Below are 16,869 nucleotides of genomic sequence, written 5' to 3'. Positions count from 1 at the left end.
GTGCAAGTACATGAACAACGTTGGAGTGACATGCAAACAACTTTTGCAACGCGCCTTAAACAGGCCATGGTAAACAAATCGCTCAAACAAGTGGACCTTATTCGCATTGCTGCAGATAAAGGCATTAAACTTGGAAAGAGCCAACTTTCTCAATATGTAAGTGGCAAAACATCTCCCCGTCAAGAAACGCTTGAGTTTTTGGCACGTGAGCTTGAGGTAAGTTCAAGTTGGCTTGAGCATGGTACACCCATGGGTATCACTTCGCTGGCCTCTCAGCCTGCTGCTGTAGTAAAAGCTAGTGCTAGCTCATCAAATGCACCTACGTACAGCAATTCACAAAAGACCCTGCAGCAACCCAGCTCTTCGGAGGCGCCAATCATGCGTGAATACAAAAAGTCTAGCAAGCTCGATAATGTCTTGTACGACGTTCGTGGTCCGGTAGTAGATGAAGCAAATCGTATGGAGGACCAGGGTATTCACGTCCTCAAGCTCAATATTGGCAACCCTGCCCCCTTTGGCTTTCGCGCGCCTGATGAGGTTGTGGCAGATATGCGTGACCAGCTTACGGATACAGAAGGCTACTCTGCAAGTCGTGGGCTTTTCTCGGCACGTAAAGCCATCATGCAGTATAACCAGCTCAAGCATATTCCCAATGTGCAGATGGAAGATATTTATACAGGCAATGGTGTTTCTGAACTTATTAACCTGACTATGTCTGCGCTGCTCGATACTGGCGATGAGATTCTTATCCCAAGCCCTGATTATCCTTTGTGGACTGCCTGCGCCACGCTTGCTGGTGGTACTGTTGTGCACTATGTCTGTGATGAGCAGGCGCAGTGGTATCCAGATTTGGATGACATTCGTTCCAAGATTACGCCTCGTACCAAGGCTCTTGTTATCATTAACCCCAATAATCCTACGGGTGCCTTGTATCCTCGTGAGTTGCTTGAAGAGCTTGTTCAGATTGCTCGTGAGCACCAGCTTATTATCTTGTCGGATGAGATATACGATCGTCTTGTTATGGATGGGGAAGAGCACGTCTCCATTGCAGCTCTTGCTCCTGATTTGTTTTGCATTACCTATAACGGCCTTTCCAAGTCTCACATGGTAGCTGGTTATCGCATTGGGTGGATGACGCTTTCGGGTAACAAACGCATGGCACATGACCTTATGCTGGGTATTAACATGCTGTCCAACATGCGTTTATGCTCTAATGTTCCTGCTCAGTCCATCGTGCAAACTGCCCTTGGTGGGCACCAAAGTGTTAATGACTATTTGGTGCCTGGCGGTCGTGTGTACGAGCAGCGCGAATATGTATATAACGCACTTAAAGAAATCCCTGGCGTTAGTGTAGTTAAGCCCAAGGCGGCGTTCTACACCTTCCCAAGGCTTGACCCTAAGCGTTTTAACATCACTGATGATGAGCAATTTGCGCTTGATTTACTTCGCGAGAAAAAAGTCCTCATCGTGCACGGTAAAGGGTTTAACTGGGAGACCCCTGGCTATTTTCGTATTGTATATTTGCCTCGCTTGCAAACTCTGGAAGATGCTATGGGTAAACTTGCTGATTTTCTTAGTTACTACCACCAGTAAGCAACACGTTACATGCGATAATACAAAAAGTGTCAAGAAGTGAGCTGTGCTCTTGTTAAGTAGGTTTTCTTACCGTACACTTGCACAGCGGCTCTTTTTGCCTGCCGCTGTCCAACCCTTGGAGAGGTAGTATATGATTGATTTTGGGCAATTTATTGGCATGCTCCAGACCAATCCCTTTTTGGCACTTGTTATGTTTTTGGTATTGGGCACCATTTTTGTTAACGGTGCAACTGATGCCGCAAACGCAATTGCCGAGCCTGTTGGAACCCGCGCAATCAATGTAGACTCTGCAATTACCATGAGTGTTGTGTGCAACTTCGTGGGTCTTATCGGCATGTCGTTTATCTCTACTGCTGTTGCAAATACCATGAGCGGTATGGTGGATTTTGGTGGAGATACGCACGCGGCATTAATTGCGCTCGCTGCTGCAACAGTGGGTATTGTAACGTGGGCATCTATCGCTTGGGTGTTTGGTATTCCTACATCGGAAAGCCATGCGCTCATTGCTGGTTTAACAGGTGCTGCTCTGGCAGTTCATGGTGGTTTTGGCGGAGTAAACGGCCACGAGTGGATCAAGGTTGTATACGGCCTTTTGCTCTCTACTCTGTTGGGCTTTTTTTCTGGCTGGGCACTTTCCAAGATTATTCCCCCCATATGTCGCAATATGGATCGCATAAAAGCAAACGAATGGTTCCGTAAGATGCAGGTAGTTGGTGCTGCCGGCATGGCAACCATGCATGGCGCACAGGATGGACAAAAGTTCATGTCCACCGCTATGCTTGCTGTGCTTTTCTCGCAAGGCATGAGTCCTGATGGCGCAAAGTTCCCACTTTGGCTCATGGTTTTGTGCGCTGCCATTATGGCAATTGGTACCGCAATTGGCGGTAAGCGTATTATTAAAAAAGTTGGTATGGACATGGTAAAGCTTGAGCAATACCAAGGCTTTGCAGCGTCCTTAAGCGCAACAGGCGCGTTGCTTTTGGCCACGCTTACCGGCTTGCCTGTTTCTACTACGCATACATCATCTGCCGCTATGATGGGCGCAGGTGCAGCAAAAAATCCTCGCTCGGTTAATTGGGGCGTTGCAAAGGAAATGGTCTTTGCATGGCTCTTTACATTTCCCGGATGCGGTTTAATTGGCTTTGCCCTTGCTAAGGTATTCCTCATTTTGTTCTAAGGAGAACACATGCCTCGCATGAAGAAAGAAGATCAGTTTTACACCATGCTCAAGGACCTTGCTCAGACCTTATCTGATGCTGCAACTGAGTACGTAGCCATCTTTGAGGATTACCCTGAGTCAGAGTCTCATATGCCTCAGATGAAGGTATACGAGAACCAGTGTGACCAAAAGGTTTCTCATATTCTTAAGGCGCTGTACTCTTCCTTTATTACGCCCTTTGAGCGAGAGGACATTTCTGCTTTAGCTTTTGCCATGGACGATATTATCGATAGCATGAATGCTGCAACTCAGCGCTTTGATTTGTTTAGCATTGGCGATATGCGCAAAGAAGCACCGCAAATGGCTCGTCTTACCAAGCGTGCGGTAGATGAGGTTAAAACCATGATTGACCATTTGCCTAACTACAAGACTGATGCGCTGGTAATGGAGATGTCTATTGCAATTGGTAGCGTAGAAGATGAAGGCGATGTCATTTATCAAAACGCTATGCGCCGCTTGTTTACTGATGAAGAGGCAGGTAGGTACACGCTGGCTTGGGTGAGAATGTTTGAGACTATGGAGAAGTGCATGGATGCGTGCGATCACACCGCTGGCGTTGTTCGCTCCATTGTTATGAAGAGTGCCTAAGCTTGAACCCTCATGCCCAACTGGTAGATTGTCGTAAAAGTAAGTGACATGCTCTGGGCTTGAGTCACATAAAGTCTGAGCCACACAAGGCGTTCAAACTAAACTGTAAAACCCGACTGCTTAGAGTAAGCGGTCGGGTTTTTGTTTAGGCAATTCTGCTGTAAGTGGCTAAGTTTTTTTGCTTAGACAGCTTGCTTAGGCAGCCATACTCTCGTTAACCAAACGAATATCATCGTAGCGTTTAAGACCCATAAGTTGGGCGCTCTTAGACTCTACAAACTCAGGATGATACCGTTCATAGACGGAAAGCACGACGGTCCAAGCTGGAATAAACGCTGCATATAGTGCAAATAAGATGCTGGTAGAAGGAGCGCCAACAAAGGCAAGGATGCCAATGGCGGAGGTTGACCAAGGAACTAAAGCAGGAATGACGGCACTGCTATTCTCAATATCAAGGGCAAGCGCACTACCAGAACCCTCGCAGCCATCGCAGAGTTGAGCAGTAAGCATAATGCAAACTACCTGATCGCAGGCAATGATGGCAGTAATAATTGAGGTGAGTAACACACCAATAAAGGGCGTGGTACGCTCGGCAATCTTCTTAACCATGCAGCGCAGATTATCCAGAAGGCCCGTTCCGTTAAAGATGCCAGAGTAGGTGGAAGCAACACTTACAATGCATGCTAAGTGGAACATGCTTAAGATGCCACCGCCATTAACCATGGGAGCAATGCTTTGATTGGTGGTTTTAAAACCAAACAGCAGCAGACTCGGAATCTCTAGAATACTCATGCGCTGTATGAGTACGCAAATGACAAGTGCGCTCAAAAGACTTATTACCATGGTTTTCTTGACATTTACGTGGGCAAACGAGAAAACCAACACAATGGCAATGGGAATCAATACAACAGGAGACAAGGTAAAGATAGAGCTAAATGCTTGGCTAAAGTCAGGTGTTACAGAAGAGCCGCTGCCGTTCATACCCAGTATCGTAAAGGCAATGCAGCTCAAAACAAGGGGGATAGTGGCAGTACGCATCATACGGCCAATATTTTCTTGCACATTTGTACGAGTAAGATTGCCCACTAAGGCAGCTGAAGAACTCATAGGAGAGCAGCGGTCACCAAAGAAGCAGCCACTTAAAATGGCGCCACCCAAAATGGAGGGGTTGGCACCCATAATCTCGCCAATGGTAAAGCACGCAACACCAGCGGTTGCAGCAGCGCCAAAAGAACTACCGCACAAAAAGCTCATGCCGCAGCAAATCAAAAATGAGGTCACCACAATGGTGGAAGGTTTAACCAACACAGCAGACCAGCTAGTAATAAAGGGAATGGTTCCAGCGGCGCGCCATGTAGCGGTAAGCATGCCAATGATGGCAAACAAAATTAGTACATGGGAAACGGTCTTTACGCCAGACAAAGCCATATGCGCAAGCTCACCTGCGGAATATCCGCGCCAGAGACCATAGCCCACAAATAAAGCGAGGCCAATAAAAAGTGAGGTAAGAAGGGGGGTGCCAATAATGATTCCAGAAATCAAAATAGACGCGAATGCGATAAGAACTATGGTTTCTACCATAAAGCTGTTGCATCTCCCAAGTGCTCGTTTTTTCTCTGCATTAGATAAGATACGAGCGGCGATATAATGAGTCCAACTGTTAATATTGATATGAGTTACAAAATGCACTTGTAACCCGTAGTCAACGGGAAATGAATGCATAAAATACTACAAATCAATATTTGAACGGTTGGATATAGTCCATAAACGGTTTGCAAAAGGGTGGCACGTATGAATTTCCAAAGTATGAATTACTTTGTAGCTATTGCTGAAGAGCAGAGCTTCACAAAGGCTGCAAAGCGTTTGCACATCACCCAACAGACGCTGTCTGCTCACATTGCTGCGCTCGAGAAAGAACTACGTGTCAAGCTCATCAATCGTAGGGTTCCTCTTTCCCTTACAGCTTCTGGCCAAGAGTTTTTGAACTTTGCTCGTCGTTTTAGAAATCAGGAGCGCGATCTGCGCCATGTCTTTGATGACATTGCAGGAGATAAGCGCGGTATGTTAGGCGTAGGTATTGCCTCCACGCGTGGTCACATTATTATGCCTGATGCTATTACGCGCTATCGCAACAAGTATCCAGACATTCGCGTACGCATATATGAGGGCGAGAATACCGAGCTTTTGGAGCTTGTAAAAGAGGGTCGCATAGACATGGCAGTAAGTACCATCAGTACTATGCAACCCCAGTTGGTCGTACGAGACCTCTATGAAGAGAATATCGCACTGGTAGTATCGGACCAGTTGCTGCGCTCATTATATGGTTACGATACCGAGGCAAAAATAGCAGAGGTAGAGCGCACTGGTAGTTTAAAGACTCTTAAAGATTTGCCGTATTTGCTCTTGGGCGAGAAAGACGTACCAGGAAAGATTGCTCGTTTAGAGTTTGAACTTGCTGGTTTTAGGCCTAACGTTGCGGTGTATTCCACCAATTCAGAAACGTTATTTGCTTTAGCCCAGCGTGGTGTAGGTGCAGCATTTTGCCCTAAAGAAATGGTCAACGTAAAGTTGCGCTCCAATCCTAATCCAGATTTGCGCACCATTGAGCTGTCTAATCGTGCACGCTTTAAAGTTTCTGCCGCATGGCTCAAAACAGATCATGTATGGAGCGTTATCGAGAGCTTTTATAAGACGCTCGTGGAACTCACAAACGACCGTCGTAAAAACGACCTTTAGGGGTATACTTCATCCTCAATCAACAGGGAAGGCATAAGAACATTTGCTCGCATGTTTGTGGCCGTGTTACAAGTTGCTTATGAAGGCGCAGGAGAGGGGCTATGATGGCTCAGAAAGTTCAGGGTACTGAGGATTTGTATGGCGGCTATATGCGCGCCTGGCAACACATGCAGGCAGTTGCACATGAGCTGTTTGATACCTATGGGTTTGACATGATAGAGACCCCCGCGCTCGAGCAGATAGATACCTTCGTACATGGCATTGGTGAATCCACAGATGTTGTCCGCAAGGAAATGTTCCGTGTTGTATCGGGAGCTTTGTTTGAAAGGCTGCTGGAAGAGGGTACCGAGAAGGGCCTCAAGCCACGTCAGCGCCTTGCCATGCGTCCTGAAGGGACCGCTGGTGTTGTGCGTGCTGTGGTAGAGAATAACCTTGTGCCTCAGGGTTCTACTCCAGCAAAACTGTGGTATGCAGAGTCTATGTTCCGCGGCGAGCGTCCCCAGAAGGGTCGTTTGCGTCAGTTCCACCAAATCGGCCTTGAGTGGTTAGGTGCTCCTGATCCTGCAGCAGATGCAGAGTGCATTATTATCCTTATGGAGTTGTATCGTCGTTTGGGCTTTGATATGTCTAAGCTGCGTCTTTATATCAATTCCATGGGGGATTCCGCTTGTCGTCCCGCATATCGCAAAAAGGTCAAGCAGTTCATTTATGACCACAAAGATGAGATGTGTGAGGATTGCCTAGAGCGCGCCGAGATTAATCCACTTCGCAGCTTTGACTGCAAGAATGAGCACTGCCAGCAGATTATGCAGTCCGCCCCCTTGGTAACAGATAGTCTATGCGAGGAGTGTGCTCAGCATTATGCACAGGTAAAGGCCTACCTGGACGCTGCTGGTATTGAGTATGTAGAAGATCCTACGCTGGTGCGTGGTCTGGACTACTACACCCGCACGGTCTTTGAGGTAGAAGTGCTTGATGCGGGCGTTGGCGCTATTGGTGGCGGTGGGCGCTACGATGGTTTAGTGGAGCTTGAGGGCGGTAAACCCACCCCTGGCATTGGCTTTGCTGTTGGGTTTGAGCGTATCGCCTTAGCTTTGGCAACACAAGGCGTGGATATGGAAGGCGCCGAGCCTACCTGTGTATACGTTGCCTGCGCAGCACCCGAGCAACGCTCTGCCGTTTTTGAGGCAACACTTACTTTGCGCGATGCTGGCTTGCGTGTGGAGGCAGACTATCAAGGTCGTTCACTTAAAAGCCAGTTCAAGCAAGCCGATAAACTCAATGCGCTTGTCTGCGTGATTATTGGCGCAGATGAGGTTGCCAATAATACCTACACGCTGCGCGACATGAATACGCATGAGCAAGTATCTATTGCCCAGGCTGACCTCGTAGATGAGGTTATTGAGCTTATGTATGGCGCTGAGTTTGAGGATGATGTAGAGCTTTAAAACGCCTTTACGCTTACGCAGCAGGTTATATCCGTCTAACTGTAACAAGCCTTGCTATGATGTAATTTCATATGACTCATGGATCTAAAGGGGAGGAGAGATACATGAGTAATACCATGCGAGGTGTGTATACAAATCTGACGGAAATTCGCCGTAAGGTCTTTAAGGAAGTTGCGGCGATTGCATACGGTAATACGGCCGATGATGCTGCTAAGTTGGAAGAGCTACCCTATAAAATCATTCCTGGCGAAATTGCTACATATAGAGAGAGCGTGTTTTTAGAGCGTGCCATTGTTGCGGAGCGCATTCGTTTGGTGTTGGGTTTGCCCTTACAAGGTGTTGATAAGCCCGCTCCACTTACAGCTGGTATCGAAGATGCACTGAAGCCAGAAACATACTATGAGCCACCTCTTATTAACATCATCAAGTTTGCGTGTAATGCGTGCGCGGATAATGTGTATCGCGTAACCGATGGCTGCCAAGGTTGCTTGGCTCATCCTTGCCGAGAGATTTGTCCCAAAGGTGCTATTAGCTTTGTGGATAAAAAAGCCTACATTGACCAGGAAAAATGCATCAAGTGCGGCCGCTGTTTCGAGGTATGCCCCTACCATGCCATTGCTCATCATGAGCGTCCGTGTAGTGCAGCCTGTGGTATGCATGCTATTTCTTCCGATAAGAACGGTCATGCAGATATTGACTATGACAAGTGTGTATCCTGCGGTCAGTGCTTAGTTAACTGTCCGTTTGGTGCTATTGCCGATAAAAGCCAGATCTTCCAGGTTATTCAAGCTATGCACTGTGGTGAGGAAGTGATTGCTGCCGTGGCACCCTCCTTTGTGGGCCAGTTTGGCGGCAAAGGCAATGTAGGCAAACTACGTGAAGCATTTAAACAGTTGGGCTTTAGCGGGGTGGAAGAAGTTGCACTGGGTGCAGATTTGTGTTCCGTAGAAGAAGCCCATATGTTTTTGGAAGAAGTGCCTGACAAGCATGCTTTTATGGCAACTTCATGCTGCCCTGCTTGGTCTGTTATGGCAAAAAAAGAATTTCCTGAGCATGCAAGTAATGTAAGTATGGCGCTTACCCCAATGACGCTTACCGCACGTATGATTCGTCGCGAGCATCCCCATGCAAAGATTGTTTTTATTGGCCCTTGTTCTGCCAAGAAGCTCGAAGCTATGAGAAAATCCGTGCGCTCAGAAGTTGATTTTGTTCTGACCTTTGAAGAGGTAGCAGGCATGATGGAGGCCAAACAAATTGATTACACCAGTCTAGAAGATGACAACAAGTCTGACTTTAATGTGGCTTCTCATGATGGTCGTGCCTTTGCTGTTTCTGGAGGTGTGGCAACAGCGGTTAAGAACGTTATTCTCTCCGAGCATCCAGAAAGAGAAGTTAATGTTCAAACAGCGGATGGCTTAGAAGCGTGTCGCTCACTTATGAAGGCGGCCATCAAGGGTACGTATGATGGGTATTTGCTTGAAGGTATGGCTTGTCCTGGTGGTTGCGTTGCTGGTGCAGGCACCATTAATGCCATTAAGAAATCTACTGCTTTAGTAAGTGCATATTCACGTAAATCTCCTCATAAGATTGCTTCTGAGTCTGGGTTAGAGCACTACTTGTCAGAGCTTGAGCGTGATAATGACTACATCACGATGGGTCAAAATGAGGTTGCAGAATCTGATGAGGCAACGCGTCCTGTTTAATAGCAGCTACGCGCATAAAAAATTGAAAGTCAATAAAAGCAGCTGTCCTCAATAAAGGGCAGCTGCGAGGACAATGATAAGTATACAGTCGTAAATACGTCCTTATTTTTGCACATATTTACAAAAATAAGGACGTAAAAATGTTAATTGCAGTAATGCAAAGTTTATAAAAGAAATGTCATCCTTCGCTAACAATTGCAGTGATGCCTCTATCTATCAAATATAATAGTGTTTAATTTATTAGAGATAGGTCGTTAGTTCTACAACGGCGGTGTTATATGAAAAAGGTATGGTTTCTCGCTAGTTTTTTCATCATCGTGCTCTTAGGTATTACCTCTGTAATTTGTGCCAAGGGTGTTGCAGAAAGTCTTTTCTCGCGACACATAGATGCATGGCTGTCTGATCAACCAAAAATATTTACCTCACAGCTTACTAACGAGCAAAAAGAAAATCTTATCTCTGCACTTAAAGAACGTGTGGATGAACAAAGATTTATGGTAGTAAGTCAAACACATAAACCCCTGCAATCTGGTGCAATACTGTATACGTCTAGTGTGCTTTGTCCATCGGATGGGGGCAACGTGTCCATTAATCCGTTGGTTTTTCTCGATACTCCTGTAATAGATCAGGCGCTTTTACAATCTGTGGCTTCTGCCAAGCCAGATAGCTATGCTGGATATGGAAACGACGTGTCTTCTCGGGTGGCGGATCTTCCGAGTATCAGATCAGGGTTGTACCTTCGTGTAGATAAGCTTAATGCAGCAGATAAACTCGATGATGCTTGTTCGTTTGTTGGCTTGAGCGATAGTGAATTTAAAAATCTCGTAAACGACCTATCGTCTGATATTGGTGTGAGCGCCGAGAAACTAACTACCAAGATGTCAGGCTCATCTTCAGTGTTTGGATTATTGTATCTGTTTTGCGCTGGCGCCTTTGATGTGCTTTCTTTGATACTTTGCTTGCTTTTGGTAACCCATACGCTGCTCGAACTTAAAACACTGGCTATTCATATGATGCTTGGGTGGAGCAAGACCGACTTTGTATGTGAGTTACTCTCTAAGCAGGCATTGCAGATTCTTGTTCTTATGCCGATTGCTGCGTTTGGTGCATTTGCTATTTTTGATGGGTTTACAGTACACGCTGCTTTTGTGGGCTTTGCGTTAGCATCTGTGCTGCCAGCGGTACTCGCGTCTCTTATTTCTATGGTACTTGCGGCTATGCCGCTGTTGTGGATAAAGCCAGTAGACGCTATTCATGGTCGTTACTCACGCCAAGGCTTTTATGCATTAACGTTATCGGTTTATGTCATATGTCTTGTCTCCATTTTTGCGGGCTGTCTGTATATTGATCAGCCACTTGCTTTGTATACCAATCTTGCTCGCACTCGTGCTGCTTGGAATACGTATGAAGGGTGGCGTGTGATACAAGATTTTGGACTTGGTGAAGATCACTTTACAGGCAATCCAATGAAGTTTTCTGAAGACCTATATGCGTGGTATGCCAAGCATGAGCATGATGAGGGAGTATACCTAGCAAAGTCAAGGTATTACAACGAGACAGCAATCCAAACAAATACTAGCGGTGAGGCTTCGCTTAAGCCCTTCTGGTACCTTGCGGCATCTCCGTCCTATCTTAAGAAGATAGGTATGCCTGTTTCTGATGAACTCATCCAAAAAGCAGAGATGGGAACACGTGTCTATCTTTTGCCAAAATCGTTGAATACTTCTGAAATAAAGATGATGCAAAACCTTCTGATTGCTTCTCGGAAGTCTTTTGATTCAAGCATTGTGACAGCGTTTATGAAAAATCCTACATATGAGTTTGCGAGCTATGATGATAGCAAAGAGCTCTTTACTTGGAATACTAATTCAGAGTTACCAGCTGCATCAAACGGATTTGTTATAGCCATAGTGACTGCAAATAATATGGTGCCCTTTGAATCTGAGAGCCTTGTCGCTTCGGGTTTAGAAAACTCATATATAAAGCTTGATGAGCAAGCAGCGTCAAGACTACTCAATGAGAAGGGTAGTGCGCCGCTCGGAGGATCTGTAAGTGCTCGTTTTGCAACCGTAGGAAATTATATTGATGGCATACAAAAGATGCTCAAGGATCTCTTTGTGCTTTTCTCGGTTGTTCTAGCGGTCTTGTTGGCAACTGCCGTCATCATGATTGCGTGTTTGGTTGACGTGGTTAATCGGGTAAACGCCCGGGAAATGTCAGTGAAGTACACCTTGGGATTTGGGACATGGGAGCTGTATAGGCGAGAAGTTTTGTTTGTAACTCTTACCACATTGGCAGGTATCTGCGTAAGTTTATTCTTTAGGTGTAATGCAGGCATACTCATTGGCAGCGTTTTGCTTGTTATTTCAAACCTTGTTATTGGCATCGCCTCACGCGTAATGTCTGCGGCTGTTGTACTAGAAACCGTCTCTAAGGAGTAGTGATGCACGCATATATTCAGACTGAGTCTCTCTCTAAGTCCTATGGAAAGCATCATGTGCTTTCTGGACTCAATCTTTCCATAGGTAAGGGAGAAACAGTTGCAATTACTGGGCCATCTGGATGTGGCAAGACTACGTTATTAAATATGTTAGGTCTGCTTGAGAAGCCCGACTCAGGTACTATTTTTCTATCAGGTAAAAGTTATCCTAAGATAAGTTCCAAACAAGCAATGCTTTTGCGTCGCAATGAAATCAGTTACCTGTTTCAGTCCTTTGCACTTATCGATTCAAGGACGGTGCGTGATAACCTCATGCTGGCGCTTTACTATACAAAGCTTGGTAAAGCCGAGAAGCTCGCTCGTAGTAAGCGGGCACTCGAAAGATTTGCTCTTGGAGACAAGTTGGATGCTATGGTCAATGAGCTCTCTGGTGGCGAGAAACAACGTGTAGCAATAAGTCGTGCAATGCTCAAGCCTGGCGGACTCATTCTTGCTGATGAGCCAACGGGTTCTTTGGATGCAAACATGGCAGCTATTGTTATGGACTCGCTGGTTTTGGCTGCACGTGATACAAAAAAGACACTCGTAGTGGTAACGCATGATATGAACATGGCTGCAAAGTGTGATCGCATCTTAACTATGGTTGAAGGAAAGCTCGGCTGTATGTAAGTTTGGGGTGTAATGGCAAAAAGAGACCACTTCTCTTACGTGCCATGGCTCATAGCCTAAAAGTAAGATGCCCTTGTCTAAGCACAAGGGCATCTTTTTGTGCGAGAAGTGCGCTGTGTATGAAGTTAGTCGCATACGTGCGAAAGTCGAGGTGCGCTATTCCTTCTCGCCCTTAATCGAAGCGTAAAACTTGGCAGAATCGAATACATCCTTAATGGTATTGCCGCCAACAAAGGGGATAACAAGAAATTCATCTACGGTAGGTACAAGGTCACTGCAATCAATATAGTGATTCTTCTCATTGCGTTTACTGGTATCTTGAGCCCTCCATGCCTGGAAGTTTGCATCGGTAAGGTAATACATCGCACCGCCAACCTTCATGTAAATGGAGTGTTTGGCATGGAGGTAATCTACCAGTGCATCGTAATCCAAATCCAGAGTCTCGCTTGCCCTCTTTCCCATGGTTGGTCCTTTCCTAGTAGGGACAACTTCCATTACCCAAATCCTACCGCTCTATACGTGTATCTTTCACGGCTCTATGACCTTCTCGGGAAACGGGATTTTAGTTAGGTGGAAGGTAGTGCAATGCGTAAAGGTTTCGTTTCTTTTTTGCTATATACATGTAGACCCTCGTATGCTGATACCATAGGAAAAATGTGCGCAACCAACGCAGTCTACGCTTGTTGCGCCGTCTGAAGGCACAGGTCACCTGGACCGACACGGGGTGATCCAGACGAAAGGAATAGTATGCATTCTATGCACACACATGATTGTGGTCAGCTTCGCGTATCTGATATTGGAGCTACCGTAACGCTTACTGGTTGGGTATGGCGTCGTCGTGACCACGGTGGTCTTATTTTTATTGATTTGCGTGATCGTGCAGGCGTAACCCAGATTTCTTTTGACCCAGATCACTCTGGCGGCTTGGCATTTCATCAGGCCGAGAAGGTCCGTTCCGAGTGGCCCATTAAGGTGGTTGGTACTGTTCGGAGTCGTCCTGAGGGTATGAACAATCCTAAGCTGCAAACAGGTGATATTGAGGTCTTGGTTTCAGAAATCGTGGTACTCAACACCTCAAAGACACCTCCATTTCCTATTGAAGATCGCATAGACAGCTCTGAGGATGTTCGCTTGCGTTATCGTTATTTAGATTTGCGCCGTCCCCATATGATGAGCAACTTGCAACTGCGTTCGGACTTTACCTTCGCTTTGCGCCAAGCCTTGCATAATCAGGCTTTTATGGAGGTAGAGACTCCCGCGCTGTTTAAGTCAACTCCCGAGGGCGCTCGTGACTTCTTGGTTCCTAGTCGCGTACAGCCTGGTCATTTTTATGCGTTGCCTCAATCTCCTCAACTACTCAAACAGATGCTTATGGTTGGTGGCATTGAGCGCTATTACCAGGTAGCAAAGTGCTTCCGCGATGAGGATTTGCGTGCAGATCGTCAGCCTGAGTTTACGCAGGTAGATATTGAGATGAGCTTTGTATCTGAGGATGATGTTATGTCGTCCTTGGAAGAGGTATTGTCCAGCGCATTTGCTCAGGTAGGCGTTGACATGCCTACGCCTTTACGTCGTATTTCTTACTGGGACGCTATGGACACCTATGGTGTAGATAAACCCGATACACGTTTTGGTATGACGCTGCATGATGTGAGCGATGTGTTTGCTCATTCTCAATTTAAACTGTTTGGTAGTGCGGCCACAACGGAAGGCCAGTACGTAAAGGCAATTAATGCTAAGGGTGCTGGCAAGTGGCCTCGTGCTCAGATTGATAAGCTCGCGGATGTTGCTGCTGGTTTTGGCGCCAAGGGTTTGGCATACATTGCGTTTCGTGAAGATGGTTCTGTTACCAGCCCAATTGTTAAGTTTTTCTCGGATGAAGAGATGACAAACCTGCGTACCACTATGGATGTAGAGCCGGGCGACTTAGTTATGTTTGCTGTAGGTAATCGTCTGGATACGGATGTCATTTTAGGTGGCATGCGTACGCATATGGCCAATGCCTTGGACATTAAGCGAGAAGGTCATGACTTCTTGTGGGTTGTTAACTTCCCTCTGTTCCATTGGGATGAGGACCGCAAGGCGTATGCTGCCGAGCATCAGCCCTTTACGCAGCCCCTTGAGGATCAAATTGAGCTTTTGGACAGCGACCCTCTGGCTCTTGGGTCTCATACCTATGACTTTGTCATGGATGGATATGAGGCGGGCGGCGGTGGCATGCGTATCCATGACGCTGCACTTCAAATGCGAATTTTGGAGAAGCTTGGCTTTGATGAACAGTCTGCTTGCGAGCAGTTTGGCTTCCTTATGGAGGCTTTGGAGTTTGGTGCTCCTCCTATGGGTGGTTTTGCATTGGGCTTAGATCGCGTATGCATGCTGCTTACTGGTTCTGATTCTATTCGTGATGTTATGGCATTCCCTAAGACAAGCTCTGGCTCTGACCTTATGAGTGCTGCACCCAGTGAGGTTTCCACAAAGCAACTTAAGGAAGTGTCGCTTCGTACGTTGTAACGTGGTACGGCTTTAACTCTACAAAGTAGTATTACTTAAAGAACCTGCGGCCATCTCATTGTGTGGCTGACAGGTTCTTTTTAGATTACAAAGACTGCTAAAGATTGCAGTTTTATTCCAAGTGCTTTTGGAATGAGCTTTGCGGTTGCTATGTTTTCTTTCACTATTATCTTAGGGATTTTAGAATGGAAAGAGCAGCAAGGTATCGGCAATGATTAAGAACAAAATGAAGGAATATCGCGCGAAATTTAATATGAAACAGGAAGAACTTGCCGAGAAGGTCGGCGTGCGGCGCGAGACTATAGGAAATCTTGAGAGAGGTCGATATAATCCATCACTTGTTCTTGCTTGGAAAATTGCCAAAGCTTTTAATGCTTCCATTGAAGATATTTTTACAGTAGAAGAATCGTATATAGACCCATAACGATAAAAATGAGCCATAGCTCAGATTAATCCCAAGCAAGTTGATAAGAAAAACATCATAAGAAGTGTACTCAAATATCAGTAACTATAGAAAATACTGATACGTATGCTTGATACTTCTCTATGTAAACATCGTACTTGTCAGGCAAAACTTGACAAGTACGGCTCCAATACATGCTACTAGTTATTACTAAAGTATTGAGGGAATTGTTCCATTACGGTATCAAGCTTTTGGACTGAACTGTTAATCTCTGCCTGAATGGCCTGATTAATACCAATGGTGTCGTTAATGCCCAAATGAAGATACGTATAGAGCTGCTGACAGTATTGTGTGTTAGGTTCTATCAGTTTATTCAAGAGCAAAATGTAACGAAGGCGCTCAAGAGGTACTGTTGCTTGATAGAGCAATTCCCACAAATAACCTTTGTGGGCTGCTACATAAAGTAACTCCCAAAACTCACTGGTTACTTGTGTGTATAAATAGACATCAGCAGAGCTCTCTACCAGCTGCTTTTGTACACGAATATTGGCTTCGAGCTTTTGTAGGAGCTCGCCTGATACATTACCTACCAATTGAGAAACAACTATGGGCTCAACAACAGAACGCAAAAAGATGCCCTGGCGTAAGGTGTCAATATCAATGAGTGAAACATGCGTGGCGCTTTGAGGTGCTACATCAACCAAACGACGATCACGCAACAAACCAATTGCTTCATGGACGGGCGTGCGTGATACAGCGAGCTTATCGGCAATAAGACGCTCACGAATCCATGCACCAGGAGCCATGTGTAGCATGAGGATGTTATATTCCAGCACACGGTAGGCATATGCCGAGCCAGTCTCGCCCTCCATACGGGGCAGTACCACCAAAGAATCAGCAATAGATTTGGGCTTTTGGCCTTCCATAATGACTGTTGCACTCATAGTATACCTAGCTTCTCTGCAGGTTGGTTCTGTAGATGTAGCGCAAATATATCAGTTGCGTACAGAAATGAGCAATGGAGGAGGGATTTTTTCGATTATTGGAGGTAGACGGTTCGTAAGCGTTGCTTTTTAGCTGCTGTATGTAATTGCGAGCGCGCAACACGAGTACGTGTGCACAAACAGACTTGAACAGTAATTTAAATTGTGTGTGAAAACACACATAAAAATAGTTAACCACGGTTGCCATTAATGTTTAATCGGGTTAACATCAGTCGTTAGACTGAGTTAACAAAATATCAACATCTCTGTAGGTTAGCTATAGAGTACCTGTTTGGAGCAGATATGAGTAACAATTCCACTGATACCGTACAAACGTCTGCTTCTCCTACACCACAGTTGCCTTTATCACTTATTGATGATGGAGAGGCCGTGCATATTGCGCGGGTGAAAGGCTCAGCAGCTATGCGTCAGCACCTTTCGGAACTCGGCTTTGTAGAGGGAGCCGAGGTCACAATCGTGTCGCGCATTAATGGCGATGTAGTGGTGGGTGTTAAAGGGTCTACTTTTGGCCTTGATCGCAAAATGGCTTCTCATATTTACGTGAGCTAATTT

14 protein-coding genes are annotated in these 16,869 nt (G+C 45.9%); 11 read left to right on the top strand and 3 right to left on the bottom strand.

Annotated elements, in window-relative coordinates; all coding sequences use genetic code 11:
* Positions 1 to 30 precede the first annotated feature (30 nt).
* From SPD80_RS04625 to SPD80_RS04615, 3 genes are all read left to right on the top strand, one after another.
* Positions 31 to 1,593, top strand: coding sequence for an aminotransferase class I/II-fold pyridoxal phosphate-dependent enzyme (locus SPD80_RS04625; RefSeq protein WP_320828690.1), 1,563 nt, complete (start codon positions 31 to 33; stop codon positions 1,591 to 1,593).
* Positions 1,594 to 1,726: 133 nt separating this feature from the next.
* Positions 1,727 to 2,773 (top strand): inorganic phosphate transporter, encoded by a 1,047-nt coding sequence (locus tag SPD80_RS04620; protein ID WP_320604174.1) that lies wholly within the window; start codon positions 1,727 to 1,729, stop codon positions 2,771 to 2,773.
* Between the two features lie 9 nt (positions 2,774 to 2,782).
* Positions 2,783 to 3,403 carry a DUF47 domain-containing protein gene (locus SPD80_RS04615; protein ID WP_320604176.1) on the top strand — a complete coding sequence of 207 codons (621 nt, stop codon included), beginning with the start codon at positions 2,783 to 2,785 and terminating at the stop codon, positions 3,401 to 3,403.
* A 195-nt stretch (positions 3,404 to 3,598) separates the two neighbouring features.
* Here the strand turns inward: SPD80_RS04615 and SPD80_RS04610 are convergent, their stop codons facing one another.
* Positions 3,599 to 5,092: a Na+/H+ antiporter NhaC family protein gene (locus SPD80_RS04610; protein ID WP_320828688.1), complete on the bottom strand. Its 1,494-nt coding sequence runs from the start codon at positions 5,090 to 5,092 to the stop codon at positions 3,599 to 3,601.
* Positions 5,093 to 5,194: 102 nt separating this feature from the next.
* On the opposite strand from SPD80_RS04610, the gene SPD80_RS04605 reads away from it, so the two are divergent.
* From SPD80_RS04605 to SPD80_RS04585, 5 genes are all read left to right on the top strand, one after another.
* Complete coding sequence (locus tag SPD80_RS04605) at positions 5,195 to 6,139, top strand: LysR family transcriptional regulator (RefSeq protein WP_320828687.1); 945 nt, start codon at positions 5,195 to 5,197, stop codon at positions 6,137 to 6,139.
* Positions 6,140 to 6,243: 104 nt separating this feature from the next.
* A complete protein-coding gene (gene hisS, locus SPD80_RS04600) occupies positions 6,244 to 7,587 on the top strand; it encodes a histidine--tRNA ligase (RefSeq protein ID WP_320828768.1) in 1,344 nt (447 codons plus the stop codon).
* 104 nt (positions 7,588 to 7,691) lie between these two features.
* Positions 7,692 to 9,290, top strand: a complete 1,599-nt coding sequence (locus SPD80_RS04595) for a 4Fe-4S dicluster domain-containing protein (RefSeq protein ID WP_320828685.1) — start codon at positions 7,692 to 7,694, stop codon at positions 9,288 to 9,290.
* Between the two features lie 278 nt (positions 9,291 to 9,568).
* Positions 9,569 to 11,731, top strand: a complete 2,163-nt coding sequence (locus SPD80_RS04590) for a hypothetical protein (protein WP_320828683.1) — start codon at positions 9,569 to 9,571, stop codon at positions 11,729 to 11,731.
* 2 nt (positions 11,732 to 11,733) lie between these two features.
* Entirely contained in the window at positions 11,734 to 12,399 is a 666-nt protein-coding gene (locus tag SPD80_RS04585; RefSeq protein ID WP_320828681.1) for an ABC transporter ATP-binding protein, read from the top strand.
* 156 nt (positions 12,400 to 12,555) lie between these two features.
* Here the strand turns inward: SPD80_RS04585 and SPD80_RS04580 are convergent, their stop codons facing one another.
* Entirely contained in the window at positions 12,556 to 12,861 is a 306-nt protein-coding gene (locus tag SPD80_RS04580; RefSeq protein ID WP_320604186.1) for a CDP-alcohol phosphatidyltransferase, read from the bottom strand.
* A 285-nt stretch (positions 12,862 to 13,146) separates the two neighbouring features.
* On the opposite strand from SPD80_RS04580, the gene aspS reads away from it, so the two are divergent.
* Together aspS and SPD80_RS04570 are read left to right on the top strand one after the other, a co-directional pair.
* Entirely contained in the window at positions 13,147 to 14,910 is a 1,764-nt protein-coding gene (gene aspS / locus SPD80_RS04575) for an aspartate--tRNA ligase (protein ID WP_320828679.1), read from the top strand.
* Positions 14,911 to 15,121: 211 nt separating this feature from the next.
* Positions 15,122 to 15,334, top strand: a complete 213-nt coding sequence (locus SPD80_RS04570) for a helix-turn-helix transcriptional regulator (RefSeq protein WP_320828677.1) — start codon at positions 15,122 to 15,124, stop codon at positions 15,332 to 15,334.
* Between the two features lie 179 nt (positions 15,335 to 15,513).
* Here SPD80_RS04570 and SPD80_RS04565 read toward each other — a convergent pair whose 3' ends face one another.
* The gene (locus SPD80_RS04565) at positions 15,514 to 16,257 is read right to left on the bottom strand and encodes a GntR family transcriptional regulator (protein ID WP_320828675.1); all 744 of its coding nucleotides are present in this window, start codon (positions 16,255 to 16,257) and stop codon (positions 15,514 to 15,516) included.
* Positions 16,258 to 16,599: 342 nt separating this feature from the next.
* Between SPD80_RS04565 and SPD80_RS04560 the strand changes: the two genes are divergently transcribed.
* Positions 16,600 to 16,866 (top strand): FeoA family protein, encoded by a 267-nt coding sequence (locus tag SPD80_RS04560; RefSeq protein ID WP_320604196.1) that lies wholly within the window; start codon positions 16,600 to 16,602, stop codon positions 16,864 to 16,866.
* Positions 16,867 to 16,869 lie beyond the last annotated feature (3 nt).

This window comes from Atopobium sp., from assembly GCF_034113385.1.
GTDB lineage: Bacteria > Actinomycetota > Coriobacteriia > Coriobacteriales > Atopobiaceae > Atopobium.
The sequence above is the reverse complement of the archived record's forward strand: the minus strand, read 5'-3'. Positions and strand labels throughout refer to the sequence as shown.